This window comes from Sphingosinicella sp. SM1-17, from assembly GCF_056821765.1.
The window spans coordinates 2,108,452-2,132,948 of sequence record NZ_JBPDIO010000001.1 but is presented as its reverse complement, the minus strand read 5'-3'; the positions used below and the strand labels follow the sequence as shown (position 1 = coordinate 2,132,948).

General features: G+C 65.0%; 23 protein-coding genes and 2 pseudogenes. 12 read left to right on the top strand and 13 right to left on the bottom strand.

What is annotated here, in order from left to right:
* Positions 1 to 91 precede the first annotated feature (91 nt).
* Complete coding sequence (locus ACRYLT_RS10685; protein WP_482664078.1) at positions 92 to 2,197, top strand: TonB-dependent siderophore receptor; 2,106 nt, start codon at positions 92 to 94, stop codon at positions 2,195 to 2,197.
* A 12-nt stretch (positions 2,198 to 2,209) separates the two neighbouring features.
* Here the strand turns inward: ACRYLT_RS10685 and ACRYLT_RS10680 are convergent, their stop codons facing one another.
* The 5 genes from ACRYLT_RS10680 to ACRYLT_RS10660 all read right to left on the bottom strand — a co-directional run bounded on the left by ACRYLT_RS10680 (position 2,210) and on the right by ACRYLT_RS10660 (position 5,298).
* Positions 2,210 to 2,803 (bottom strand): hypothetical protein, encoded by a 594-nt coding sequence (locus ACRYLT_RS10680; protein ID WP_482664077.1) that lies wholly within the window; start codon positions 2,801 to 2,803, stop codon positions 2,210 to 2,212.
* Complete coding sequence (locus tag ACRYLT_RS10675; RefSeq protein ID WP_482664076.1) at positions 2,803 to 3,438, bottom strand: CoA transferase subunit B; 636 nt, start codon at positions 3,436 to 3,438, stop codon at positions 2,803 to 2,805. Before ACRYLT_RS10675 ends, ACRYLT_RS10680 begins: the two co-directional genes overlap by 1 nt.
* Positions 3,422 to 3,877, bottom strand: coding sequence for a hypothetical protein (locus ACRYLT_RS10670; protein ID WP_482664075.1), 456 nt, complete (start codon positions 3,875 to 3,877; stop codon positions 3,422 to 3,424). The genes ACRYLT_RS10675 and ACRYLT_RS10670 overlap by 17 nt, the downstream gene beginning before the upstream one ends.
* Positions 3,877 to 4,584, bottom strand: a complete 708-nt coding sequence (locus ACRYLT_RS10665) for a CoA transferase subunit A (RefSeq protein WP_482664074.1) — start codon at positions 4,582 to 4,584, stop codon at positions 3,877 to 3,879. Before ACRYLT_RS10665 ends, ACRYLT_RS10670 begins: the two co-directional genes overlap by 1 nt.
* A 414-nt stretch (positions 4,585 to 4,998) precedes the next feature.
* Complete coding sequence (locus ACRYLT_RS10660) at positions 4,999 to 5,298, bottom strand: SCP2 sterol-binding domain-containing protein (protein ID WP_482664073.1); 300 nt, start codon at positions 5,296 to 5,298, stop codon at positions 4,999 to 5,001.
* 119 nt (positions 5,299 to 5,417) lie between these two features.
* Here ACRYLT_RS10660 and ACRYLT_RS10655 point away from each other — a divergent pair, with 119 nt between their 5' ends.
* Together ACRYLT_RS10655 and ACRYLT_RS10650 are read left to right on the top strand one after the other, a co-directional pair.
* Positions 5,418 to 7,625, top strand: coding sequence for a dehydrogenase E1 component subunit alpha/beta (locus tag ACRYLT_RS10655; protein ID WP_482664072.1), 2,208 nt, complete (start codon positions 5,418 to 5,420; stop codon positions 7,623 to 7,625).
* Positions 7,618 to 8,658, top strand: coding sequence for an ACP S-malonyltransferase (locus tag ACRYLT_RS10650; protein ID WP_482664071.1), 1,041 nt, complete (start codon positions 7,618 to 7,620; stop codon positions 8,656 to 8,658). The genes ACRYLT_RS10655 and ACRYLT_RS10650 overlap by 8 nt, the downstream gene beginning before the upstream one ends.
* Here the strand turns inward: ACRYLT_RS10650 and ACRYLT_RS10645 are convergent.
* Positions 8,655 to 10,649: a protein-L-isoaspartate(D-aspartate) O-methyltransferase gene (locus ACRYLT_RS10645; protein WP_482664070.1), complete on the bottom strand. Its 1,995-nt coding sequence runs from the start codon at positions 10,647 to 10,649 to the stop codon at positions 8,655 to 8,657. The two genes, ACRYLT_RS10650 and ACRYLT_RS10645, sit on opposite strands and share 4 nt — an antisense overlap.
* A 34-nt stretch (positions 10,650 to 10,683) precedes the next feature.
* On the opposite strand from ACRYLT_RS10645, the gene ACRYLT_RS10640 reads away from it, so the two are divergent.
* Together ACRYLT_RS10640 and ACRYLT_RS10635 are read left to right on the top strand one after the other, a co-directional pair.
* Positions 10,684 to 11,307 (top strand): class I SAM-dependent methyltransferase, encoded by a 624-nt coding sequence (locus tag ACRYLT_RS10640; protein ID WP_482664069.1) that lies wholly within the window; start codon positions 10,684 to 10,686, stop codon positions 11,305 to 11,307.
* A gap of 139 nt (positions 11,308 to 11,446) precedes the next feature.
* A complete protein-coding gene (locus ACRYLT_RS10635) occupies positions 11,447 to 13,012 on the top strand; it encodes a mechanosensitive ion channel family protein (protein ID WP_482664068.1) in 1,566 nt (521 codons plus the stop codon).
* Here the strand turns inward: ACRYLT_RS10635 and ACRYLT_RS10630 are convergent.
* Together ACRYLT_RS10630 and thiS are read right to left on the bottom strand one after the other, a co-directional pair.
* Positions 13,005 to 13,823 carry a bifunctional sulfur carrier protein/thiazole synthase protein gene (locus tag ACRYLT_RS10630; RefSeq protein WP_482665433.1) on the bottom strand — a complete coding sequence of 273 codons (819 nt, stop codon included), beginning with the start codon at positions 13,821 to 13,823 and terminating at the stop codon, positions 13,005 to 13,007. The genes ACRYLT_RS10635 and ACRYLT_RS10630 overlap by 8 nt on opposite strands.
* A gap of 17 nt (positions 13,824 to 13,840) precedes the next feature.
* Positions 13,841 to 14,059, bottom strand: a pseudogene (thiS, locus tag ACRYLT_RS10625) (sulfur carrier protein ThiS); the annotation flags it as partial.
* 47 nt (positions 14,060 to 14,106) lie between these two features.
* On the opposite strand from thiS, the gene aroQ reads away from it, so the two are divergent.
* From aroQ to aat, 6 genes are all read left to right on the top strand, one after another.
* Positions 14,107 to 14,547 (top strand): type II 3-dehydroquinate dehydratase, encoded by a 441-nt coding sequence (gene aroQ, locus ACRYLT_RS10620; protein ID WP_482664067.1) that lies wholly within the window; start codon positions 14,107 to 14,109, stop codon positions 14,545 to 14,547.
* Between the two features lie 34 nt (positions 14,548 to 14,581).
* Positions 14,582 to 15,094 (top strand): acetyl-CoA carboxylase biotin carboxyl carrier protein, encoded by a 513-nt coding sequence (accB, locus tag ACRYLT_RS10615; RefSeq protein WP_482664066.1) that lies wholly within the window; start codon positions 14,582 to 14,584, stop codon positions 15,092 to 15,094.
* Positions 15,094 to 16,443 (top strand): acetyl-CoA carboxylase biotin carboxylase subunit, encoded by a 1,350-nt coding sequence (gene accC, locus ACRYLT_RS10610; protein ID WP_482664065.1) that lies wholly within the window; start codon positions 15,094 to 15,096, stop codon positions 16,441 to 16,443. Before accB ends, accC begins: the two co-directional genes overlap by 1 nt.
* 371 nt (positions 16,444 to 16,814) lie before the next feature.
* On the top strand, positions 16,815 to 18,773 hold the full coding sequence (locus ACRYLT_RS10605; protein WP_482664064.1) for a putative bifunctional diguanylate cyclase/phosphodiesterase: 1,959 nt from the start codon (positions 16,815 to 16,817) through the stop codon (positions 18,771 to 18,773).
* A gap of 71 nt (positions 18,774 to 18,844) precedes the next feature.
* Positions 18,845 to 19,192: an arsenate reductase (glutaredoxin) gene (arsC, locus tag ACRYLT_RS10600; RefSeq protein ID WP_482664063.1), complete on the top strand. Its 348-nt coding sequence runs from the start codon at positions 18,845 to 18,847 to the stop codon at positions 19,190 to 19,192.
* A 43-nt stretch (positions 19,193 to 19,235) separates the two neighbouring features.
* Entirely contained in the window at positions 19,236 to 20,000 is a 765-nt protein-coding gene (aat, locus tag ACRYLT_RS10595) for a leucyl/phenylalanyl-tRNA--protein transferase (RefSeq protein WP_482664062.1), read from the top strand.
* Positions 20,001 to 20,035: 35 nt separating this feature from the next.
* Here the strand turns inward: aat and ACRYLT_RS10590 are convergent.
* The 5 genes and pseudogenes from ACRYLT_RS10590 to ACRYLT_RS10570 form a co-directional block, all read right to left on the bottom strand.
* Positions 20,036 to 20,218 (bottom strand): annotated as a pseudogene (locus ACRYLT_RS10590) (DUF2155 domain-containing protein); the annotation flags it as partial.
* A 213-nt stretch (positions 20,219 to 20,431) separates the two neighbouring features.
* Positions 20,432 to 20,812, bottom strand: a complete 381-nt coding sequence (locus ACRYLT_RS10585; protein ID WP_482664061.1) for an NADH:ubiquinone oxidoreductase subunit NDUFA12 — start codon at positions 20,810 to 20,812, stop codon at positions 20,432 to 20,434.
* Positions 20,813 to 20,855: 43 nt separating this feature from the next.
* Entirely contained in the window at positions 20,856 to 21,356 is a 501-nt protein-coding gene (locus tag ACRYLT_RS10580; protein ID WP_482664060.1) for a DUF192 domain-containing protein, read from the bottom strand.
* Complete coding sequence (locus tag ACRYLT_RS10575; protein ID WP_482664059.1) at positions 21,353 to 21,940, bottom strand: cold-shock protein; 588 nt, start codon at positions 21,938 to 21,940, stop codon at positions 21,353 to 21,355. The genes ACRYLT_RS10580 and ACRYLT_RS10575 overlap by 4 nt, the downstream gene beginning before the upstream one ends.
* A 71-nt stretch (positions 21,941 to 22,011) precedes the next feature.
* Positions 22,012 to 22,548 (bottom strand): regulatory protein RecX, encoded by a 537-nt coding sequence (locus ACRYLT_RS10570; RefSeq protein ID WP_482664058.1) that lies wholly within the window; start codon positions 22,546 to 22,548, stop codon positions 22,012 to 22,014.
* A 96-nt stretch (positions 22,549 to 22,644) separates the two neighbouring features.
* On the opposite strand from ACRYLT_RS10570, the gene ACRYLT_RS10565 reads away from it, so the two are divergent.
* Complete coding sequence (locus ACRYLT_RS10565; RefSeq protein WP_482664057.1) at positions 22,645 to 24,441, top strand: fatty acyl-AMP ligase; 1,797 nt, start codon at positions 22,645 to 22,647, stop codon at positions 24,439 to 24,441.
* Positions 24,442 to 24,497: the final 56 nt, after the last annotated feature.

The following is a 24,497-nucleotide window of genomic DNA, read 5'->3' as shown; positions in this document are numbered from 1 at the left end:
GTGTCGGCAACGCGGCGACATGGAATTCCGCAGCGTTGAAACTGCAAGTCATTCGCATTAGTGACCCGTCACCATCCGAACAGGGAACCCAATGCGTCATTTTTCGATCACCGCCGCTTCGCTGGCTGCGGTCTCCGCCTTCGCCCCCGCTCAAGCCGCAGAAGAAAGCGGCGCCGTTTCAGCGGATCGCGCCCAATCGCCGGAGCTTACCGAAATCCTCGTCACCGGTGACCGGAGCGGGTTCGGCGCCTCGCTGGTCCAGGTCGGAACCTTCCGCAATGAACGGATCATCGACGTCCCGCTGACCGTCAATGTCGTTCCGCAGGAACTGCTTCGTTCGCAGGCCGCCGCAAGCATCTTCGATGCCCTTCGCAACACCGCCGGAGTGAGCCGGGCGCAGCTCAATGGGTCGACCTACGACAATATCGCCATTCGCGGAATCCTGGTGGAAAACCGGACCAGCTATCGGCTCAATGGATCCCTGCCCACGGTCAATCTCGTCGACCTGCCGCTCGAGAACAAGGATAGGGTCGAAGTCCTCAAGGGAGTCGGCGCGCTCTACTACGGCTTCGCGCCGCCGTCGGGCATCATCAACCTGGTCACCGAACGGCCGGATCGCGACCTCACCAAGATCAGCTTCGACGGCACCAACCATGGCTCGGCGAGAGGTTCGATCGACGTCAGCCGCCGACTCACCGACCGACTCGGCCTGCGGGTCAACGGCTCGGCCGGACTGGTCGAAACCGGCGTTCAGCGCGTCGACGGCGAACGCTACATGGCTTCGCTCGCCGCCGACTGGGAGCTGACCGGCGCCTTCGTGCTCCGGCTCGACGCCGAACATGTCGCCAAGGACGTCACCGAGCCGTCCGCGCTCCGGCTGCTCCCTGCCAGCCAGGGATTCATCCCCGCCATTCCCGATCCGGAGCTCAACTTCGGAGGACAGAATCTTCGCTATGACGCCTGGGCGACCAATGTCCTGGCACGGGCCGACTGGCGGATCGCTCCCAACCTGGCACTTACCGTCGAGGGCGGTCAGGCCATCACCGAGCGCGACCGCGATTTTTCCCAGCTTGAAAATTACGGCGGCTCGACCGGCGAAGGGACGCTTCGCGTCTTCCGCACACGCGACCAGCGCTACCGCAATCGCAACGCCCGAGCCGAGCTCGCAGCGGCGTTCGACACCGGTCCGATCCGCCACAATCTCATCGCCGGAATCACCAGCAACTGGCGCTTTCAGAATGGCCGCAACAGCAGCGGCCTGACCGTTGCCCAAAGCTTCATCGAACCACGCGACGTCAGTGTTCCGGCGCCGACCGTCTTCACCGAGGCACCGCTCAACATCCGCGACTCCGGCGCCTATCTCGTCGATCGGGCCGATCTCGGCTTTGCGGAACTTCTCGCCGGTGTGCGCTACAGCGACTATCGGAGCCGCTCGACGGCCGCCAACGGAACCGTCACCCGCTTCGCCATCGATCGCTGGACGCCGTCGGTCGCAATCATCGCCAAGCCGACGGCAAATCTGAGGATTTACGGCACCTATCTCGAAGGGCTGGAGGAAGGCGGCACCGCGCCGTTGAACAACGCCAATGGCGGCGCCGTCCTTCCGCCGGCGGTTTCGCGCCAATATGAGGTCGGCTTGCGCGGGGAGATCTTCCGAAGCACGATCTTCCAGGTCGCCGGTTTCCAGGTGGACCGTCCGTTCGCCTTCACCGATCCTTCCGACAACGTCTTCAAGCTGGCCGGGCGTTCCCGCTACCGCGGAATCGAGGCATCGTTGACCGGAGAGGTCAGCCGCGAGCTGTCGATCTTCGCTTCCGGCCAGTATCTCGATGCCAGCGTTCGCCGATCGAACAATCCGGCGGTGATCGGAAAGACGCCGGAGAATACGCCGGAATGGACCGGCAGCCTTTACGCCGAATACCGCCCAGACAGGCTTCCCGGCTTCGCGGTGGGCGGCGGCGCCTTTTACGTGTCGAGTCGCGCGGTCAATGCGCTCAATCAGGCGTTCGTCGACGGCTATACGACCTTCTCCGCCTCGGCCCGCTACACGTTCGAGAAGGCGGCTCCAGGCGGTCTGACGCTCCAGCTCAACATCGATAACCTTACCAATGAAAGATATTGGAGCACGGCGGGCAACAACCTGCTGGGTGTCGGTCTCCCCCGCCAGGTGCGGCTGACCGCCCGGGTCGGCCTGTGAGTCGGCAGCGCCTCACCGAAGCTCCGCAACGAATTGTTCGAGCGAGCGGACCTTCCGCGGCCAGCGGGACACCAGGTTGCGCCCGGCCAGCCAGAAGAAGAGCATGAAGATTCCGGCCGCGGCCGGCCACCACCAGCCGCCCTCGGCCAGAGCGAGCCAGAAGATGAAGGCGAAAAGCAACAGGCAGGGTATGCCGACGATCAGCAGGTTGATGATCGCTGTCGTCCAGCCGGGGCCGATCCGAAGCCGCTCGAGCCCTCTGGCCTCCGCCACCCGAGCGGCAAAGTCGGCCAGGACCGCTCGGAAGGCATTGAGATCGCCATAAGGAACGAGCATCGCCGGCCTGCGAGCCCCGCCCCACCAGATCTTGGTCTCGTAGATGACCGGCGAACTGAAATGCAGCGAATGCACCGCCTCCATCCGGAACTGGCGGAGCCGATCGACTTGGTCCGGCGCGATTTCGAGCCGCCCGCCTTTCTGGCCCTGAAGCACCAGCACCCCTTCCTCGAGTCGGACGATCAGCCCGGGGCCGGCCAGCCCGCGCTCCTCGAGCGAGCGACTGCTGCTGCTTGTGAACTGGCGCGAACGCCGACGGCGCGGCGCCATCAGGCCTCGTAGCGAGCCGTCGTCTTGGCCGCGACTTCCTCCGCCGTCACCTCCGGGGCAAGCTCGATCAGCCGGAACGGGCTGTCATGGTCCGGCCGCTGGAAGACGGCGAGATCGGTGACGATCATGTCGACCACATTCTTGCCCGTCAGCGGCAGAGTGCATTCGGGGATGAACTTGGGATCGCCGTTCTTGGACGTGTGCTCCATCACGACGATGATCTTCTTCACCCCGGCAACCAGATCCATCGCGCCACCCATGCCCTTGACCATCTTGCCGGGGATCATCCAGTTCGCGATGTCGCCCTTCTCGCTCACTTCCATCGCGCCGAGCACGGTCAGGTCGATATGGCCGCCGCGGATCATCGCGAAGCTGAAGGCGGAATCGAAATAGCTCGAGGAAGGAAGCTGGCTGATCGTCTGCTTGCCGGCATTGATCAGGTCCGGATCGACTTCGTCTTCGTAAGGAAACGGACCGATTCCGAGCATTCCATTTTCCGACTGGAGCGTGACCTCCATCCCTTCGGGGATGTTGTTTGCAACGAGAGTCGGAATGCCGATGCCGAGATTGACGTAATAGCCGTCGCGCAGCTCTTTTGCGGCGCGCGCCGCCATCTGGTTACGATCCCAGGGCATGAGAAACCTTTCGTTGGGAGAGAATGGGCCAGGCGCGGATCGTACCGATGGCGTAGAGAGTTCCGAAGCCGAGGACGATCAGCGAAGACCAGAAATTGAACGCCGTCTGCGCGGCGGGGACAAAGGCAATGGGGACCAGCACCAGGCCACGAATCAGGTAAACGGCGCTGATTGCCACCAGAGCCGTGCGCATCAGCGGGAGGCGCCGGATCAGCCCGGCCCCGGCAAAGGCGTAGGCGGCCCAGGCACCGAGCACCGCTGCGATTGCGACCGTCAGGGCGGCCGGATACAAGCGGCCATCCGCTGCCATCTGCGCCATTGCCTCGCCGGCGCCGAAAAAGCGGTACCAGTCCGGTCCGCCGGCGATCACCGCAAGGTGAAGCAGGGCGGCGGCGAGGCTCAAGCATCCACCGGCCACCAGCCAGGGATTGGGTCGCATTATGCGGCCTCCCTCTGGCGGGTCGTTCGGAACTCGATCTTCTTGTCGTAGGGCGCGCCGAGGATCATTCTCTTCACATAGATGCTCGGCAGGTGGATGCAGTCGGGATCGATGGTCCCGACGGGAACGATCTCCTCGACCTCGGCGACGCAGATCCGCCCCGCCGTCGCCATCGGCAGGTTGAAATTGCGTGCCGTTTTGCGGAACTGGAGATTGCCGCTCTCGTCGGCGCGCCAGCCCTTGACGATCGATAGGTCGGCGCGAATTCCCCGTTCGAGGATGTAGGTTTCGCCGTCGAAATCCTTATGTTCCTTGCCTTCCGCAACGATCGTTCCGACCCCGGTCTTGGTGTAGAAGCCCGGGATCCCGGCGCCCCCGGCCCGGCAGCGCTCCGCAAGGGTCCCCTGGGGGCAGAATTCGACCTCGAGCTCGCCGGCAAGATATTGCCGCTCGAACTCCTTGTTCTCGCCGACATAGGAAGAGATCATCTTGCGGATCTGACGCGTCCGAAGAAGCTTGCCGAGGCCCTCATTGTCGATCCCGGCATTGTTGGAAACGACCGTCAGGCCGGTGACGCCGCTGTCGCGAATGGCGTCGATCAGCCGTTCGGGGATTCCGCACAGACCGAATCCGCCGGCGCAGATCGTCATATTGTCGAACAGCAAGCCTTCGAGCGCCGAAGCGGCGTCGGGGTAGATCTTCTTCATTCACCACTCCCCTGGACACGAAGTCCAAACCGAGCCCCGCGATAATCGGCGGAGCCGAGTCAGGTCAAGCAAACCTGAATCACTGTTCAACTTCAAGGGCCGGATGTGCGAAGACCCGCCGCCGTCACGCCGGTCTCGGCGCAGGCGGGGTCGTCAGCCGGTGCCTCTCCGGAGACTCCGACGGCACCGATCGTTTCCCGCCATCGGCCGAATAGACCGGCACTCCGCCATCGACGGTGACGACGTGGGGCGCCGAGCCGAAGCCGGACGTGGATCAAGCCGCTGCCATCCTGGCCGCGGCGAAGCCCCGGGCAGCCGCCGCCTGAGCCTGGGCGAGCGCGAAATCCATGATTTCGAAGCCGTTGCCGTCCATCCGCAGGGCTGGCAGGAACTCGGCCGGGACGGCCGAGCGAGCTAGCTCTTGAGCTTCGCCAGGACGCCCTGGAGCTGCATGGCATTGGACATGTCGCCCTCGACGCTGAGCTTGCCCTGCATGAAGGCGGTCATTCCGTCGAGCTTGCCGGCGGCCATGTCTTCCCAGTCCGACCAGGCGACCTTGATCGTCGTGTCGGCGGGCCCGTCTTCCTCGGTCACCTGCTGAGCGTTGCCGTCGAGCAAGACGACGCCCTCGCTGCCGAAATCCAGCTTCACCCTTTTTCCGGGGAGCCAGGCATTGGCCGAATTGAGACGCTGCGCCATTTCGCTCTTGGTCATGACTCTCTCCTGATTGGAATCCCCACACCCGTACTTTCCCCGAACTTCGCGTCAAGCCTACACGAGTGTCAATAGCGTCCGGCTTTCCTCGCTTCACGAACGCCGCTAGGCGGGCCATCATGGACGCAGCCGAGGCAGTTCACGAGAAATTCCTGACGAAGGTCGCGGGCGGCAGGCTCCCGCGGCGATCGAGCACGACCGATCCGGCCGAAGTGGGGCTGGCTCGCGAGACGATGGTCGAGCTGTTCTACAGCCAGTGCACCAGCCGGCAGATGGACCGGCTGTCGCGAAAGCTCCAGGCGCGCGGCGAAGGCTTCTACACGATCGGCAGTTCCGGCCATGAGAACAACGCCACCGTGGCCGAGGCCTTCCGCCTCGACGACATGGCCTTCCTTCACTACCGTTCGAATGCCTTCCAGATCCACCGATCGAAGAAGCTTCCGGGTCAGACGCCCTGCTGGGACATGCTGCTCTCCTTCGCCGCCGCGGCCGAGGATCCGATCTCGGGCGGACGCCACAAGGTGATCGGCTCCAAGCCGCTCAACATTCCGCCGCAGACCAGCACGATCGCCTCGCACCTGCCCAAGGCGGTCGGTGCCGCCTTCAGCATCGGCCTCGCCCGCACCCTGAAGCTTCGCGAAACGCCCCTTGCTTCGGACTCCATCGTCCTGTGCAGCTTCGGCGACGCTTCCGCCAATCATTCGACGGCCCAAGGCGCGATCAATTGTGCGCAATGGGCCGCCTATCAGGGCACGCCGATGCCGCTCGTCTTCCTGTGCGAGGACAATGGCATCGGCATTTCCACCACGACTCCGCCGGGCTGGATCCAGGCCTCCTTCCGTGATCGGCCGGCGCTTCGTTACATTCACTGCAGCGGCCTCGACATGGCCGACGCCTATCGCGGTGCGTGCGAGGCGGCGCGCCACGCCCGGACCAAGCGCCAGCCGGTCTTCCTCCACATGGATTGCGTGCGCCTCTACGGCCATGCCGGGTCCGACGTTCAGTCGACCTACCTGCCCAAGGCGCGAATCGAGTCGGACGAAGAACGCGATCCGCTGCTCCACAGCGCCGCGCTACTGATCGAGCAGGACATCCTCACCGAGCGGCAGATAGTCGACATCTACAACGAGACCGAGGCGACGCTCGAGCGAATTGCCGAGGAAGCGATCAGTCGGCCAAAGCTGATCAGGTGCGCCGACGTCATGGCGAGCATCGTTCCGCCCAAACGCGAGCGCATGGTGGCCAACACGCCGGCACCCGAGGAACGCCGGGCGCTGTTCGCCCGCGATCTCGGGATGATGGACAAGCCGCAGCACATGGCTCGTCTCCTCTCCTGGGCGCTGGCCGACCTGATGCTTGCGCACCGGAACATCATCGTCGCCGGCGAAGACGTCGGACCCAAGGGAGGCGTCTACAACGTCACCGCCAAGCTGCACGAGCGCTTCGGATCGGCCAGGGTGATCAACACCCTGCTCGACGAGCAGAGCATCCTCGGCCTCGGCATCGGCGCGGCCCACAACGATCTGCTCGCCATCACCGAGATCCAGTTCCTGGCCTATGTCCACAACGCCGAGGACCAGATCCGGGGCGAGGCCGCCACCCTGAGCTTCTTCTCGAGCGGCCAGTACACCAACCCGATGGTGATCCGGATCGCCGGCCTGGGGTACCAGAAAGGCTTTGGCGGTCATTTCCACAACGACAACAGCCTTGCCGTCTTCCGCGACATTCCAGGCCTGATCCTCGCCGTCCCGAGCAACGGCGCGGACGCCGTCGAGATGCTTCGCGAATGCGTCCGACTCGCGCTGGAGGAGCAGCGAGTCGTCGTGTTCGTCGAACCGATCGCGCTCTACATGACCCGCGACCTTCATGAGGAAGGCGACGGACTGTGGACCGCCACCTATGCCGCGCCGGGCGAGGCGAAGCCGATCCGCCTTGGCGAACTCGGCATTCATGGCGACGGCACCGACCTCGCCATCGTCAGCTATGGCAACGGCTATTATCTGTCGCGCCAGGCCGAGAAGATCCTCAGGGAGAAACACGGCCTGAACCTTCGGGTGATCGATCTTCGCTGGCTGGCGCCGCTGAACGAGGAGGGCCTGCTCGATGCCGTCGCTCCCTGCAAGCGAGTGCTCGTCGTCGACGAATGTCGCCGGACGGGCTCGCAAAGCGAAGCTCTGATGGCGCTTCTGGCTGAGCGGGCGCCGGAAAAACGTTGGCGGCGGATCTCGGCGGAGGACACGTTCATTCCGCTGGCCCGGGCGGCAACGCTTCCGCTGCCAAGTCGCGATTCGATCATCGCTGCAGCGCTGGAGACGGTCCGTGGCTGAACGGCAATCGGCCCTGGTCGTCTGCCCCGGGCGCGGAACCTACGGCAAGGCCGAGCTCGGCTATCTGAAGCGCCTCCACGGCGACAAAGGCGGGCTGATCGCCATGGCCGACCGGATCCGTGCCGATCGCGGCCAGCCTACCCTTTCCGAGCTTGACGGAGCCGAGCGCTACAGCGTCGCCCTGCACACGCGCGGCGACATCGCCTCGCCACTCATCTTCACCGCTTCCTACGCGGATTTCCTGGCGATCGACCGCTCGCGCTTCGACATCGCAGCCGTCACCGGCAATTCGATGGGCTGGTATACCACGCTGGCTTGCGCTGGAGCGGTCAGCGCCGAGCACGGCTTCCGGATCGTCGACGCGATGGGCGAGAACAGCCAGGCCGGCGATCCGGGCGGCCAGGTGCTTCTGACGCTTGTCGACGAGGACTGGCGCGAAGTGCCGGGGCTGCGCGAGCAGGTGCTCGCGCTTGCCGAGGCGATCAACGATCGCGACGGCTGCGCTCTGTTCGTCTCGATCGAGCTTGGCGGGATGATCGTCTTCGCCGGCAACGAGGCCGGCCTGGATGCGCTGGTGGCCGAGGCGCCGCCCTCTCCGGTTCGCGAGCCGCTCCGGCTGGTCAACCACGGTCCTTTCCACACGCCGCTGATGCAGGGCTCGTCCGAGCGGGCCTTCGCACTTCCCGAGCAATGGTTCGACGGTCCCGACCTTCCGATGGTGGACGGACGCGGCCATATCTGGCGGCCATTCGCAAGCCGTCCGCAGGCGCTGCGCCACTACACGTTCGCGACCCAGATCCTGGAGACCTACGATTTCACCCGCGCTGTTCAGGTGGCGGTGAAGGAATATGCGCCCGACCGGATCATCCTGCTCGGCCCCGGCGACACGCTCGGCGGCGCCATCGCCCAGGCGCTGATCGCCATCCGCTGGCGCGGCCTCGGCTCGAAGCGCGACTTCCAGGACCTGCAGGCCTCCGACCCGATCCTGTTGTCGATGGGACGGGAAGAGCAGCGCTCGCTCGTCGCGGGCTAGAGTCCGAACGGATAGGTCTCGTCTTCTCCGCCCTCGGGCTCCGGCCCGAGCGGAGTCACGGCTTCGGTTTCGTCGAACCAGACCCAGGCGTCGAACTGCCTCGGCAGGATCGCCTGGGCATAGTGGCTCCAGCGCTCCGTCTCCGGCCGATAGATGACGCCGATGAACCGTTCCAGCCGAGGCTCCATCAGTTGCTCGCGAAGGTCCGGGTCGAGTTCGCCTTCGCGCAGGTCGAGGAGGAAGCGCGGAACGCCGCAGTCGTGGGACAGGCGCTCATAGCTGCCGGGGAGCGACGGTCGCACCGTCTTGACCTCCATGGGCTCGTCCCAGTCCGTCGCGGCGGCGACGGTGCCACCATGCGTTCCGAAGCCGATCAGCCGCGCCTCTTCGCCGAACTTTTCCTTGACGAGCTGGCCGACATTCAACTCCTCGCGAACCTGCCCCATTTCGGTATGAGCGGCATTGCCGATATGACTGTTATGCGCCCAGACAACGGCCTTTGACAGCGGCCCCTTGGCCTCCAGCAGCTGGCTGAGCGTTTCGAACATGTGCGTATCGCGCAGGTTCCAGCTTTCGGCCGCGCCCTGGTACATGGCCCGGTAATAGGCCTCGGCATTCTTCACGAGGCGCGCATTGGCGGCAGCGTCGAGCCACTCCTCGCCATCCTCGGCCGCATATTGCAGTCGCTTCTGCTGAAGCTCGCGAAGCATCTGGAGCACCGGCGCTTCGCAGCGGGCATAGCCTTCGGAGTAAGCGAGACGGCCATAACGGGCGGGATCGCGGCTGAAGGGCGCAAGGCAGCCATAGCGCTCGCGCGCCAGCTTGGCGGCCTCAGGATCGACATCGTCCAGATAGTCGATCACCGCCCGCATCGACCCGCCGAGATTGTAGAGGTCGAGCCCGTAGAAGCCGGCCATCCGCTCGAGCTCCCGCCCCTCATTGTGGCGACGAAGCCAGCGGATGAAAGCATCGACATCGGTGTTGCGCCACATCCAGGTCGGGAAGCGGTGAAAGGGCGGATCGTCGGCGGATGCGCCTTCCCCTTCCCGCTTCGGCCGGTGGCGCACGAAACGGTCGATACTGGCGGCGTCGGGCCAATCGGCCTCGACCGCGACGATGTTGAAGTCGTGCCGCTCGATCAGTCGCCGAGTGATCGCGGCCCTGGCTCGGTAGAATTCGCTGGTGCCATGGCTCGCCTCGCCGAGAAGCACCACGCGCGCGTCGCCGAACCGATCGAAGAGGGCGCCGAAGGCAGGATCGTCCATGTCGGGAAGGATTTCGGCGGCTCGGTTGATCCGCTCTTCGACTGAGCGCGCTTTCGGCGGAGTGCCCGGCTCCTCCCCTCCCGCCCAGCCATGCTCCCCGATCAGCGGGACGAAGCGGACCGGGCCGAGATCCTCCTGTTCGAATCCGTCCTCGGCGGTGCGGGTGACCTTGACCAGATTCTGCACCGACTGCGGCTCGCCGATCGGCATGACCAGGGTTCCGCCGATCGAAAGCTGGCGAAGCAGGGCCTCCGGGACGTGACTGCCGCTGGCGGCGGCAAGGATCGCATCGAAGGGCGCCTCTTCGGGGCAGCCGTGGGTGCCGTCGCGGTGAAGGATGGTGACGTTGTCGTAGCCGAGTCGCCGAACCCGCGTCTGGGCAAGATCGGCCAGTTCCTTGTGCCGTTCGATGCCGATCACCCGCTCGGCGATCCGGCCCATGACGGCGGCAGCATAGCCGGATCCGGCGCCGATCTCGAGCACTCGGTCACCCGGCGCAACTTCGGCGGCGTCGACCATCAAGGCGACGATATAGGGCTGGGAAATGGTCTGATCGGCCTCGATCGGCAGCGGCGTGTCCTCATAGGCCGCGCCGACAAACTCGGGAGCGACGAACTGTTCGCGCGGAACTTCGCGCATAGCGGCAAGCAGTCGGGGGTTGCCGATCCCGCGCCCTTCGATCTGGCGATCGACCATGATTTCGCGTTCGCGAGTGAAATCGGCCATTCCCTGCCTCCGACCCCGTCCTTAAACCAGCGCAATGGCGGCGCGTTCCAACGAACGGATCATCGGCCTCTACGAAGAGAATGCCCGGTTGTGGGCGTCGCTTCGCCGAGGCAGTGGAGCGCTGGAACGCGCCTGGCTCGATCGGCTCGTCGAGCGCCTGCCTTCCGGCGGCGCGATCCTCGATGTCGGCTGCGGCAGCGGCGAACCGATCGCCCGTGCCCTGATCGAACGCGGCTTCGCCGTCACCGGCGTCGATTCCTCCTCCTCGCTGATCGGGATCTGCAAGGAGCAACTTCCGGAGGCGGACTGGCGGGTTGCGGACATGCGTTCGCTTTCCCTGGAGCGACGGTTCCACGCGATCATCGCCTGGCACAGCTTGTTCCATCTGCCACCCGAGGACCAGCGGCCGATGTTCGGCCGCTTTGCGGCCCATGCGCTCCCCGGGGCGATCCTCATGTTCACCAGCGGCGACGAGGCGGGGATCCGCATCGGCGAATGGCAAGGCGAGCCCCTATACCACGCGAGTCTCGATCCCGAGGAGTATCGGGCGCTGCTCGAGTCGAGCGGGTTCGCCGTGCTGGAGTATCGGGCGAGCGATCCCGAGTGCGGCGGTGCGACGGTGTGGCTGGCCCAGGCGCAAGGCCCGTTCGGCGCCTGAACAGCCATCGGTCCCGAGCACGTTTGGAACGAAGCTCGCCCCGTTTCGTAAATGAACAGGGCGTGCCCTGGACCGTCCCTTCGACCCGTCAACGACCATGAGGACCTACGCGATCAGACGCGCGCCACCGGCATGGCTCTTGCTGCTCCTGGTCCTGATCGCGGCGCCGGCGAGCGGTCAGCTTCCGGAGCCGAACAATGCCGCCGCGCCGGCAGAGATCGTTCAGGATCCCTTTGGGCGGACCACCCCAGCGGGAACGGTGGGTGGATTCATCGACGCGATCGCTGCGCGCGATTATGAGCGCGCCGCGCGCTATCTCGATCTGTCGGACACCCGTCCGTCTCGCCGGGCCCGGGTGGGGCCCGAGCTTGCGGCCCAGTTCCAGGCACTCCTGGACCGCGAGGGAAATCTGCGACCGCGCAACGAGCTCAGCCGGGACATTGCCGGCGAGCTCAATGATGCGCTTGAACCGGACCAGGAGCGAGTCGGAACGATCGGCCGCACCGCCGAGCCGATTCCGATTCTGCTTCGCCGGGTCGAACAGCCTACCGGCCCGCCGATCTGGCTCTTCTCGAACGACACCCTGGACGAAGCGCTGAACACCGAAGTGCCGGGTGACGTGACGGCTGCGGAAGAGTGGCTTCCTGAGTCCATGTCGGACCAGGAAGTGGCTGGCGCCCCCTTGTCTCACTGGCTGACGATCGCTGCCGTCATCCTGCTCGCCCTGATTGCAAGCACGGCCCTGCTCTGGCTCGCACTACTGTCCCTCAACCTGCTGGGCACCCGGTTCGGCGGCTTGCGGGGCTTCATCCGAGCGACCGCCCTTCCGATCATCCTGTTCGCTGCGGTGGCGGTGGCGAGCTGGACGGCACCTTTGCTCGGAATCTCGATCGTCGCCAGGGAAGCGCTGAGTTGGCTGACCCTGATCGTCGGCTGGCTCGCCTTCGGCTGGCTCCTGTGGCGACTCGTCGACGTCGTTGCCGACGGAGCCCTGGCGGGACTCGCCCGCCGCGGGCGGGCCAGCGCCACGGCGATCATCAGGATGAGCGCACGCGGCGCCAAGTTCATCATCGTCGCGATCACGCTCGTCTCGATCTTCGATGTCTTCGGGTTCGAGGTGACCGCGGCGATCGCAGCGCTCGGGATTGGCGGCATCGCGCTGGCGCTGGGCGCTCAGAAAACCGTCGAAAATCTGATCGCCAGCGTTTCAATCGTCTCTGATCGTCCCTTCCGGGTTGGCGACGTTTGCCGATTCGGCGACCGGATCGGCACGGTCGAAGATGTCGGGATGCGATCGAGCCGGGTGCGAACGCTCGACAGGACGCTGCTGACGATCCCGAACAGCAGCCTCGCCAATAGCGACATCGAGAATCTGACGGTGCGCGACCGATTCCTGTTCAGTCCCAAGCTTCACGTGGCGGGTGCCACCGAGCCTGAGCGTCTCCGGCGCTCACTGGAGCGGCTTCGGCAACTCTTCGCGGGCGACGACAGGCTGTTGGACCGAACGGCGCGCGTTCGCCTGCTCGCACCGGTAGAGGATCGCCTCCCGATCGAGATTTTCGGCTACGTCCTCGTCACTGACATCGACGAATTCCTGGAGATCCAGGAAGAGCTCGTCCTCGCCATGCTCGACATTCTTGCCGACGAGGGGCTGGAGCTTGCCCCTCCACTCGACATGGGCAACGCCCGGCTTGCGGCTAGATGAGCCCGGCAAGCGGGCTGGACGGATCGGCGTAGCGGCGCTGGCCCATCCGCCCGGCAAGATAAGCAAGCCGGCCGCTCTCAACCGCCAGCTTCATCGCCCGAGCCATCATGATCGGATCCTTGGCCTCCGCGATGGCCGTGTTCATCAGAACGCCGTCGCAGCCCAGCTCCATCGCGACGCTGGCATCGGAAGCCGTGCCGACGCCGGCATCGACCAGCACCGGCACCTTCGCGCCTTCGACGATCAGCCGGATGGTGACTCGGTTCTGGATTCCCAGCCCGGAGCCGATCGGTGCTCCGAGCGGCATGATCGCCACCGCCCCCGCTTCCTCGAGCTGACGAGCGGCGATCGGATCGTCCACGCAGTAGACCATCGGAAGGAAGCCCTCCTTCACCAGCGTCTCGGTGGCCCGAAGCGTTTCGCGCATGTCCGGATAGAGCGTCTTCGCCTCGCCGAGCACCTCAAGCTTGACCAAATCCCAGCCACCCGCCTCCCGCGCCAGCCGGAGAGTCCGGATCGCCTCCTCGGCCGTGAAACAGCCCGCCGTATTGGGCAGATAGGTGTATTTCTTCGGGTCGATATGATCGGTGAGCAGCGGCTGGCCGGGATCGGAGATGTTCACCCGTCTGACCGCGACCGTGACGATTTCGGCGCCCGAAGCCTCGACCGCGGCGGCGTTCTGCTCGAAATTCCGGTACTTTCCGGTGCCGACGATCAGCCGTGAAGTGAAGGTCCGACCTGCCACGGTCCACGAGTCGGCGAAAGAATCGTTCCCTCCCGGCCGTTGCTGTCGATTTACGCCATTATCCATCAACATCTCTCTGCTTCTCAGCCCCCGCCCACGAAAGTCACAATCTCATATTCGTCGCCATCCTCGACCCTGACCTGGCCCAGCGTCGAGCGCGGAACGATCTCCAGGTTCCGCTCGACCGCCACCTTGGCGGGCTCGAGACCGAGATCCAGCGCCAGGTCGGCAATGGTCATTCCATCACGAACGCGGCGGTGCTCGCCATTGACCCTGATCGAAACGGTGCCGTCCTGAACCATATGAGAGCCTTTGCGCGGAAGGGATGCGCGTCATATAGGAGCGCGCCATGGCGGCGCCAGCGACCATCTACGTCCTCAACGGTCCCAACCTCAACCTGCTCGGACTGCGCGAGCCCGAAATCTACGGTTCGGACACGCTCGACGACATTGCCGACCGGCTCGAGAGACGGGCGCGGGACCTTGGAGTCCAGCTCGACATTCGGCAGTCCAACCATGAAGGCCATCTGATCGACTGGCTTCACGAGGCTCGACTGAAGGGCGCCAAGGCCGTGATCCTCAATGCCGGCGGCTTCACTCACACCTCGGTCGCGCTTCACGATGCGGTACGGGCGATCGAACTGCCGGTCATCGAGGTGCACCTTTCCAACCCGCTGGCGCGCGAAGGCTTCCGGCACCGCTCCATGATCGCCGCCGCCGCCAGGGGAACAATCACGGGTTTCGGAGCGCTCGGCTATGAGCTGGCTCTGGACGCGGCGGCTCGTCTCTGACAGGGGGCGGCCCAACAGGGAAAAGGGGTTGCGGATGAGCGATAACAAGGGTGGCGGCGACGCCATGCGCATCGACACGGACCTGATCCGGTCGCTTGCCGACCTTCTGACCGAGAAGGATCTGAGCGAGATCGAAGTCGAGGACGGCGATCGCAAGATCATCGTCAAACGGGATTCCAGCAAGGCGATCTTCGCGCAGGCAATGGCCGCTCAGGCTTCGCAGGCCCAGATGCCCGTTGCGCTGGCCGCGCCGGCTGCTCCCGCCCCTTCGGCGGCTGCCGAGCCGGCGCCGAGCGCCGACCCGTCGAGCCATCCGGGCGCCGTCAAATCGCCGATGGTCGGAACCGCCTATCTGTCGCCAGAACCCGGGAGCGCTCCCTTCGCTGCGGTCGGCAGTCAGGTGAATGCCGGCGATACGTTGCTGATCATCGAGGCGATGAAAGTGATGAACCCGATTCCCGCGCCCAAGGCGGGTACGGTCAAGCAGGTGCTCGTCCAGGATGCTGAGCCCGTCGAGTTCGATCAGCCGCTGGTCATCATCGAATAATGTCGATCCAGAAGGTCCTGATCGCCAATCGCGGCGAAATCGCGCTCCGGATTCACCGCGCCTGTCACGAAATGGGGATCCGAACGGTGGCCGTGCATTCGACGGCCGATGCCGATGCCATGCATGTCAGGCTCGCCGACGAGACCGTCTGCATCGGACCGCCTCCGGCGACCGAATCCTATCTCAACATCCCCGCCATCATCTCGGCCGCGGAGATCAGCCAGGCCGACGCCATCCATCCGGGCTATGGCTTTCTATCCGAAAATGCCCGCTTCGCCGAGATTGTCGAATCCCACGGGATCATCTGGATAGGGCCCAAGCCGGAACATATTCGGGTGATGGGCGACAAGGTCGAGGCGAAGCGCACCGCCGCGAGCCTCGGACTGCCGCTCGTCCCGGGATCGGACGGGCCGGTGGAAGGACCCGAGGAGGCGCGCCAGGTCGCTGCCGAGACCGGCTACCCGCTGCTGGTCAAGGCAGCCTCGGGCGGTGGCGGCCGGGGCATGAAGATCGTCCGCAACGAAGCCGAGCTCGAGAGCCAGATCAGTCAGGCGCGGAGTGAGGCCAAGGCGGCGTTCGGGGACGACACCGTCTATATCGAGAAATATCTCGGCAATCCGCGCCACATCGAATTCCAGATCTTCGGCGACGGCAAGGGCGAAGCCATTCACCTGGGCGAACGGGACTGTTCGCTGCAGCGTCGGCACCAGAAGGTTCTGGAAGAGGCGCCCTCCCCGGTCGTCACGCCGGAGGAACGCGATCGGATGGGTGGTCTCGTCGCCAGGGCGATGGCCGACATGGGCTATCGCGGCGCCGGAACGATCGAGTTCCTTTACGAGAATGGCGAATTCTATTTCATCGAGATGAACACTCGGCTTCAGGTCGAGCATCCGGTGACGGAAGCGATCACCGGCCTCGACCTGGTTCGCGAGCAGATTCGGATCGCCGAAGGCCATTCGCTGACCCTGCGACAGGAGGATGTTCAGTTCCGCGGCCACGCCATCGAGTGCCGGATCAATGCCGAGGACCCGAAGACATTTGCCCCTTCCCCAGGGCTCGTGAAGCATTTCCACGCCCCGGGCGGAATGAATGTTCGGGTCGATAGCGGCCTTTATTCGGGCTATCGAGTTCCGCCTTATTACGACAGCATGATCGCCAAGCTGATCGTCTACGGCACCACTCGCCAGGGCGCGATGCGGCGCCTTCGCCGGGCGCTCGAAGAGTTCGTCATCGATGGCGTCAAGACGACGATCCCGCTCCACCAGGCGCTTCTGGAGGATCCCCAATTCCAGGACGGCGACTATACGATCAAATGGCTGGAGGAGTGGCTGAGCCGCGATAGCGGCTAGGTTCGTCCGGGGGACGGACCTGAAGCCACGACTCCAGCCATCTGGAGGAGTGGCTGAGCCGCGATAGCGGCTAGGTTCGTCCGGGGGACGGACTTGAAGCCACGACTCCAGCCATCTGGAGGAGTGGCTGACCCGCGATAGCGGCTAGGTCCGTCCGGGGGACGGACGAAAGCCGTCGTGTCATCCGGAGTCGCGACAAGGCCGAAACCAGATTGGCAGTCGCTGCAATCCGCCACGCACAGGCGACGGACAGCGTTCGACCGAGTCTGCCAGTCACCACCGACGCCCCTTCCACAACCCTAAACTTCACCGTTGCGCGGCCGTTATGGATCTATCGGCGCGCAACACCTTGCGGGGCCAGGGGGAGCGGCTTGAACAACGGCTATTTCTCGATCCCCGACCCGACAACGCAGCGCGGGCGCGCCCTGCTCCAAGAGCAGTACCGATCGTTGCGACGGCAGGTCCCGCTGGCGATCGCGCTGGCGGTGGTGACTGCCTCCGCCCTTGTGGCGGCGACGCTCGGCTCGATCCCGCTGGCCGCAAGCCTCGGCGTCCCGATGTCGATGGGGCTCGCCGCCGCGACGACCGCCATGATCTGGCTTCGGCGGCGTGGGCGCGTGCGGGGAATCGCCCAGGTTCGCCGTCATGTCCGCGCAGCCGCATTCATCTCGATCGCTCTTGGCCTGGGATTCGGCGGCTGGGCCCTTCTGCTCTTCCACCAGGCCGACCTGGTTCAACGCTCCCTGGTCGGGCTGCTTGTCTTCATTGGCGCAATCAGCTGTTCCTTCTGCCTCCAACCCCTGCCCTCGACGGCACGGCTGGTGATGCTCGTTGCGACAGCCCCGGTGACGGTCCAGATGCTCGCATCCGGGCACGCTCTGCTGGCCGGGCTGGGGCTCAGCCTCGTTCTGGTGGGCCTGCTCAGCGAGCGAAGCCTCAAGGCCAACTATTCGAGCTTCGAGGAAGTGCTTTCGTCGCGGTCCGAAATGGTCGTCGAACGCGAACGGGCGCGAGACGCTGAACAGCGCGCTCATCGCCTCGCCTATAACGATCCCCTGACCAGCCTGCAGAACCGGCGGGCGCTGGGCGAGTATCTCGACGCTCTCAGCAGCCTTCACGGATGCGGCTGCACGGCCGGGCTGCTGATCGTCGACCTCGATCGGTTCAAGTCCGTCAACGATGTTCATGGACATCTGGCCGGCGACAATCTGCTTCGCGAAGTGGCCGAGAGGCTGGTCGAGCTGGTCGGTCGCAGCGGTCAGGTCTTCAGGCTCGGAGGCGACGAATTCGCCATCGTCATCGAGACCACGGACGAGGATCGCTCCGCTCCCCACCGGATTGCGCGTCGGATCGTTCAGGGGATGAACGAACCCTTCCGATCCTCCGATCTGGTCCACCATATCGGGGCGAGCGTCGGAATCGCCCTCTTCCCCGAAGATGCGTCGGACCGCGAAACGCTGATGCGCCGAGCCGACATCGCTCTTTACCAGGCGAAGGAACAAGGCCGCGGCCAGTCACGCGCGTTCGAGCCGGTGATGGACGCCGTGCTGAAGCGGCGATCGGCGATCGAGCGACAGCTCAGAAGCGCACTGGCCGCGGACGCCTTCCGGCCGGCCTACCAGCCGCTGGTCGACCTGACGAGCGGACGAACGATCGGCTTCGAACTGCTTGCCCGCTGGTCGCGGGAGGGCGATTCGGTCATCGGACCGGATCAGTTCATTCCGATTGCCGAGGAATGCGGGCTGATCAACGAACTCATGCTGAAGCTGCTCGCCTGTGCCTGCGTCGAGGCTCTCACCTGGGATCCGTCGCTGTCCATCGCCGTGAACATCTCTCCGGTCCAGCTGAAGGATCCCTGGCTCAGCGAGAAGATCCTGACCGAGCTTGCCCGGCTGAATTTCCCGCCGCGCCGGCTGGCGCTGGAGATCACCGAAAATGCGCTGATCGTCGACGCCGACAATGCCCGGCGAACGATCCAGTCGCTGAAGAACCAGGGAATCACCGTCGCTCTGGACGATTTCGGGACCGGCTATTCATCGCTCCAGCATCTGCGGATGCTGCCCTTCGACAAGATCAAGATCGATCGCACCTTCATCGGCTCGCTCGTCGACGATCCCGAGGCCCTGAAGATCGTGCGGGCGATCACCAGTCTGGCGATAAGCCTGGATCTGCCCGTCGTCGCGGAGGGGATCGAGAATTGGGAAACGGCCGACCGCCTCCGTCAGATGGGCTGCGCGGAAGGGCAAGGCTTCTATTTCGGGCGTCCGATGCCGGCCGAGGAAGTGCAGGCATGGCTGAACCGCGGTCCGGCAATCTCTCGCTCGGCCTGAGCCGCTTCTTCTCCGGCTCTCGTCCCGGGCGACGAACATGCTATTGGCCCCGCAACTCGAGGGAAGCAGCGATGAGGGCCACGATCTATCACAATCCAAGATGCGGAACGTCGCGCAAGACGCTGGAGATTCTCCAGGACGCCGGCGCCGAAGTCACCGTCGTCGAATATCTCAAGGATCCGCCCTCGAAGGCCGAACTGATGCGGCTCTACGATCGCGCCGGAATCACTCCGCGCGAAGGCCTGCGCGCGAAGGAAGCGCTGGCGCAGGATCTCGATCTCGTGAGCGGCGCCGTCAGCGACAACGCGATACTGGACGCGATGGTCGAGAATCCGATCCTGATCGAACGGCCGATCGTCGAGACGGAGAAGGGGGTGCGTTTGTGCCGACCTCAGGAAAAGGTGCGCGAAATCCTCTGATCCGGCTGGGAACAACAGGCCGCCCCGGTCTATAGGGAAGAGCGTGAAGGTGCTCGACCCGGACCTGCTGCTTCGAGCCTATGCGATCGGCGTCTTTCCGATGTCCGACAGCCGTGACGCCAAGGATATCTTCTGGGTGGAACCGCGGCGGCGGGCAATCCTTCCGCTTGACCGATTTCATCTTTCAAGGTCGCTCCGAAAGACGCTCAGATCCGATCGCTTCCGGATCACAGCCGACAGAGCCTTCGCCGAAGTTGTTCGACGCTGCGCCGATCGCGAAGACACCTGGATCAACGACGAGATCGAGCATAGCTACAATCTTCTCCATACCTCCGGACACGCCCATTCGATCGAAGTGTGGGAAACCCCAGCGGACGAACTTGGTCGTTCGGGTGCCGAGGCGGAACTTGTCGGCGGGCTCTATGGGGTGCGGCTGGGGGCGGCCTTTTTCGGCGAGAGCATGTTCTCGTCCCGAAGCGACGCTTCAAAGGTAGCGCTGGCCTGGCTGGTGGCGCGGCTGATCGTCGGCGGCTTCAGGCTGCTCGATTGCCAGTTCATGACCCCGCACCTCAAAAGCCTCGGAGCGGTCGAGATCAGCCAGGACGATTATCTGTCGTTATTGGCCTCGGCGCTCGGCGGAGGCGCCTCGCTCGCCGTTTCCGGCGCAGCCGGAGCCGGAGCCGGAGCCGGCGTTCTGGGACCCGAGCGAGCGGCGCCGGTCGAGTTCGAAGCGCTCGACCGGTTGCTCGCCGGATCCGATTCGCCGCCCGGATGGGTCATCGCGCAGCTCATCGGCCAGACGTCGTAGACCGGGTGCTCGACGACGTTAAGCGACGGCGATTCCTTGTAAAGCCATCCCGAGAAGACGCGCTCCACCCGGCGCTGAGGATTCCTGACGTCAAGCTGGACGAAGGCGCCGGTCAATTGCTGGACCTCCCAGGGAGCGGTCGTTTCGCAGGCGCGGAGCCGGACCACGACATCCCCGGCGCGGACCGCCTGACCAGGCCGAAGTGAGAATTCGCGCATCTGCCCGTTGCGCTTGTTGAGCAGCCGAAGAACGGCGACTCGTTCCGGCATCGGCGTTGTACCGGCCGGGACTTCGCTGACGGTCTGGGGAATGTCGACCGTCTCGATCGTCTCGTTTTCGGTCTGAGTCCGCTCCGGCGCGCCGGTCGGGCCACAGGCGCCAAGGGCGGCCAGCGCAGCTATCACCAGGCTATTGCGCGCTCGGATCATGCCTCAGTCGGGCGTCCAGGCCTGATAGTCACCGCTTGCCGCCTGCCGCTGGGCGCCGCGCTCCAGAGCCCCGGACGGCCGGTAGGCATCGGGCGTGCCCGTCAGGTTCGGCGCCGGCGGCTTGAGAAACTTCGGCGCAGGCGGAAGCGACTCGTCGGGAACGCCGTCAATCTGGCGGGTCAGCCAGGAATACCATTCCGGCGGCACCCGGCTGACGTCGTTCGAGCCCTTGTACATCACCCAACGGCGATCGCCGCGCCTGGACTGCATGTAGATATTGCCGAGCGAATCCTCCCCGACCTTGGTGCCGTTGCGCCAGCTGTAGAGGGCGGTCCCGAGGGTTGCCCCCTCCCACCAGGTGAACAGATTCTTGAAGAAACCCATGGCGGCTTCGCCTAGCCCCGAAGCAAGGGGCGGTGCAAGCCCGTCAGGAGCCGGGTCGGTCCTGCCACACGACCCGATCCCCTTCGACGATCCCGAGCTCCGCCGAACGCCCGCCTGGAATCTCCAGCACAGCGGCGACCGGCTCGTCCACGCCCACCGATTCCTCCGAGAGCGGGACGGTGTTGGCAGCGATTCGGGCGATTGTGCCGTCCTCCCGGACGAAGATCATGTCGAGGGGAATCAGGGTATTGCGCATCCAGAAGCTCGCCGGACGAGGCGGAGCGAAGGGGAAGATCATGCCTTCGTTCGGCCCAAGGCGCTCCCTGAACATGAGTCCCCGCGCCTGTTGCTCCGGAGTGCGCGCAACCTCCACCGTGAAACGATGAGTCCGCCCGCCGCTTTGAATGGTGAGCGGCACCAGATCCAGTCCTGACGGCGCGGTTCGAACCGCCGCGGGCTGCGAGGCATTGGCCGCGGGTTCCGCCCGGCAGGCGACGAGAGCGATCGAGAAGCCGACCGCCAGCAGCACTTGACGCGATTTCAACGGTCCTCGACCTCCACGGCGAGCGGCCCCTTCCGGCCGACGGCGATGCGCGCCCGAAGCGGCTGATCGGGGATCAGATCGGAAAGGCCGCCGCGACGCACCGTCTCCATGTGGACGAAAATATCCTCGCTGTCATCGTCCTCGCGAACGAGGAAGCCATAGCCGCGCAGCCGATTGAACCATTTGACCCGCACCGGCTCGAACGCCCCGGCCTGGTCGAGCAGGGCTGAAGGATCGATCCGATCGCTGCGCACCGCCACCGTCCGTCCGGCATCGGGAAGGATCGCCTTGCTAAGATCGATGTTCAGCACCTTGCGCGCCTGGAGGCCGCGCTCCTGCTCCGCAACCAGACATTCGACTATCGCTCCTTCGGGGAGGCTTCTGCGGTCATGCTCCTTGAGAACGCTGAAATGGACGAGAATGTCACCTTCGACCTGCTCGCTGACGACGAAGCCGAAGCCGCGGGTGGCATCGAACCATTTCACCGTGCCCGTCACCCGGACAAGCGCCTCTTCGTCGCGCGCGGGATCGCCGCTCTCCGGCGGAGCGTCCGTATGCCCGTCGAACATCTCCTGACGCGACATCTTTAACACCTGGTCCCCCCGTGGGTTCACGGTATGAGTATCACGGATTCTTCGATTGTGAACTATCCCTTTCAATCACTGTCCGCGTCCGGGACTTCGCCGGGACTGGCCCAGACGAGCCGACGCGCCAGATCCACCGAATGACCGGCGCGGATCATGGCTGAAAGCGCCTTCTCGCGAGCCGGCCGCTCCGGCGGGGTCTCGGCGAAAGGCCCGATCCTTCGCCGCTGTGCAAAACGAAGCGCGGCCTCCCAGGCGCTCCGTTGGGCTTCCTCCCGTGCTTGAGCGGCATCCTCGGCTTCGACTCCGGCGGCTCGCAGGGCGTCGCGAACCCGACGCTCCCCATAGCCGCGCCGGCCGAGCGAGGCGGCCTTGGCGCTGGCAAAGACTCGATCGTTGACATAGCCGAGGCCGGCCATCCGCTCGACCAGCGCCTCGACGGGAGGTTCATCCGCCTCCGCCCAGCCGCGTTCGGCGAGCTTGCGCCGAAGATAGGCGGCAAGCCTTGCACGAGTGGTCGCATAGCGGCTGGCATAAGCCAAAGCGGCCTGCTCCAGAGCCTCGCGATCAAGGGGCTGACGCGGCTTTCTGGGACTTCTGGGCCTCATCGCCATGTTTGTGCCACAGTCGGGCCGGATTATGAACGCGCCTCATCTCCTAGAGCGAGGCTGAACTGCAGTTTTGCGGACCGCAAAGGTCCATGAATGAGGATTCAGCCGGACGTGCTTGAAAATGAAGGCCGGGAAGAACCGCGGGGGAGCGCGGCGCCCGTGACTCTGACGCCGACGCCCACCGACGACAACCTGCCGCGCCGCTTCGCGGATTTCGGGACGATGCCCGACGCCCTCGATTATGCAGCGCAAGGGCAGCGGGGACTCAACTTCCATGATGCCCGGGGCAATCTCGTTCGTCCTTACCCGTTCAGCGATCTTCGCACCGATGCCCTTGCCAACGCCTATCGGCTGATCGCCCAGGGTATCCAGCCGAGAGATCGGATCGCCCTGATCGCGGAAACCGCGCCTGAATTCGTCGCGCTCTTCTTCGGGGCGCTCTACGCCGGCGCCTGGCCGGTGCCGCTGCCCTTGCCGACCTCGTTCGGCGGCCGCGACGCCTATATCGAACAGCTTTCGGTGCAGCTGAAGAGCGCGGACCCGAAGCGGCTATTCTATCCGCCCGAACTGGAGAGCCTGTGCACCGCGGCCGCCGCCGCGGTCGGCGTCGACAGCGAGGATTGGGCCAGGTTCGCCGAGAACGGCGCCGGCGAGTGCCCGCTTCCGAAGGCGCAGCCGGACGAGATCGCCTATCTGCAATATTCGAGCGGCTCGACCCGCTTCCCGCATGGAGTCGCGATCACGCATCGGGCCCTGCTCAGCAACCTCGCCGCCCACGCTCATGCGATGAAAATGGGCCCCACCGACCGCGGCGTGTCCTGGCTGCCCTTCTATCATGACATGGGCCTGGTCGGCTGCCTGCTTTCGGTGGTCGCCAACCAGATGTCGGTCGATTATCTCAAGACCGAGGATTTCGCCCGTCGTCCGCTCGCCTGGCTCGACCTGATCAGCCGCAACCAGGGCACGACGATGAGCTATTCGCCGACCTTCGGCTACGACATCTGCGCCCGCCGCGTTTCAAGCCAGATGAACGTCGCCGAACGGTTCGACCTGTCGCGCTGGCGGGTGGCCGGCAACGGCGCCGACATGATCCGGCCGGACGTGATGCAGGCCTTCGTCGACACCTTCGCGCCGGCCGGCTTCAAGGCGTCCAGCTTCCTTCCTAGCTACGGCCTCGCCGAAGCAACCCTCGCCGTCACCGTGATGCCGCCGGGCGAGGGAATCGTCGTCGAAATGGTCGAGGAGACCTTGCTCGCAGGCGGGACTCCGGGCGAACGCGACCGGCCGCAACGCTATCGAGCGGTCGTCAATTGCGGCAAACCAGTGCGAGAAATGGAGGTGCAGATCCGCGGCGACGACGGAAATCCGATCGGCGAGCGCGAGATCGGCCGGGTCTATTGCCGCGGCACGTCGGTGATGGTCGGCTATTTCCGCGACGAGGAGGCGACCGACGCCTGCCTCGACGAGCAAGGTTGGCTGGACACCGGCGACATGGGCTATCTGTCCAACGGCTATCTCTACATCGTCGGCCGAGCCAAGGACATGATCATCATCAACGGCAAGAATCACTGGCCTCAGGATATCGAGTGGGCGGTGGAGCAGATGCCGGGCTTCAAGGCCGGAGACATTGCCGCCTTTGCGATCACCACTCCTGGAGGCGAGGAAACTCCGGCTGTGCTCGTTCAATGCCGCACGTCGGATTCGGAGGAGCGGGGCCGGCTCCGCGAGATGATCCGCGAGCGGGTCCGGGCGATCACGGGAATCAATTGCGTGGTCGAGCTGGTTCCGCCCCGTTCGCTGCCGCGCACGAGTTCCGGCAAACTCAGCCGGGCGAAGGCTCGAAACCTGTATCTGGCGGGCGAGATGCCGACCTACGATATCGCCGCCTGATCGAAGACAGATAACGCTTCACTAACGCTTTGAGCGGTATGACCTCTGATGGAGCG

Excerpts from the sequence above, each read along its gene's own strand:
- ACRYLT_RS10645 (WP_482664070.1), bottom strand. The coding sequence starts at position 10,649 with ATGGCCGATTTCACTCGCGAACGCGAAATCATGGTCGATCGCCAGATC.
- ACRYLT_RS10570 (WP_482664058.1), bottom strand. The coding sequence starts at position 22,548 with ATGAGGCCCAGAAGTCCCAGAAAGCCGCGTCAGCCCCTTGATCGCGAG.
- ACRYLT_RS10640 (WP_482664069.1), top strand. The coding sequence starts at position 10,684 with ATGGCGGCGCGTTCCAACGAACGGATCATCGGCCTCTACGAAGAGAAT.
- aroQ (WP_482664067.1), top strand. The coding sequence starts at position 14,107 with ATGGCGGCGCCAGCGACCATCTACGTCCTCAACGGTCCCAACCTCAAC.
- accC (WP_482664065.1), top strand. The coding sequence starts at position 15,094 with ATGTCGATCCAGAAGGTCCTGATCGCCAATCGCGGCGAAATCGCGCTC.
- ACRYLT_RS10665 (WP_482664074.1), bottom strand. The coding sequence starts at position 4,584 with ATGAAGAAGATCTACCCCGACGCCGCTTCGGCGCTCGAAGGCTTGCTG.
- ACRYLT_RS10575 (WP_482664059.1), bottom strand. The coding sequence starts at position 21,940 with ATGTCGCGTCAGGAGATGTTCGACGGGCATACGGACGCTCCGCCGGAG.
- ACRYLT_RS10585 (WP_482664061.1), bottom strand. The coding sequence starts at position 20,812 with ATGGGTTTCTTCAAGAATCTGTTCACCTGGTGGGAGGGGGCAACCCTC.
- ACRYLT_RS10675 (WP_482664076.1), bottom strand. The coding sequence starts at position 3,438 with ATGCCCTGGGATCGTAACCAGATGGCGGCGCGCGCCGCAAAAGAGCTG.
- arsC (WP_482664063.1), top strand. The coding sequence starts at position 18,845 with ATGAGGGCCACGATCTATCACAATCCAAGATGCGGAACGTCGCGCAAG.
- ACRYLT_RS10655 (WP_482664072.1), top strand. The coding sequence starts at position 5,418 with ATGGACGCAGCCGAGGCAGTTCACGAGAAATTCCTGACGAAGGTCGCG.
- accB (WP_482664066.1), top strand. The coding sequence starts at position 14,582 with ATGAGCGATAACAAGGGTGGCGGCGACGCCATGCGCATCGACACGGAC.
- ACRYLT_RS10565 (WP_482664057.1), top strand. The coding sequence starts at position 22,645 with ATGAGGATTCAGCCGGACGTGCTTGAAAATGAAGGCCGGGAAGAACCG.
- ACRYLT_RS10660 (WP_482664073.1), bottom strand. The coding sequence starts at position 5,298 with ATGACCAAGAGCGAAATGGCGCAGCGTCTCAATTCGGCCAATGCCTGG.
- ACRYLT_RS10685 (WP_482664078.1), top strand. The coding sequence starts at position 92 with ATGCGTCATTTTTCGATCACCGCCGCTTCGCTGGCTGCGGTCTCCGCC.
- ACRYLT_RS10670 (WP_482664075.1), bottom strand. The coding sequence starts at position 3,877 with ATGCGACCCAATCCCTGGCTGGTGGCCGGTGGATGCTTGAGCCTCGCC.
- ACRYLT_RS10630 (WP_482665433.1), bottom strand. The coding sequence starts at position 13,823 with ATGGATAATGGCGTAAATCGACAGCAACGGCCGGGAGGGAACGATTCT.
- ACRYLT_RS10680 (WP_482664077.1), bottom strand. The coding sequence starts at position 2,803 with ATGGCGCCGCGCCGTCGGCGTTCGCGCCAGTTCACAAGCAGCAGCAGT.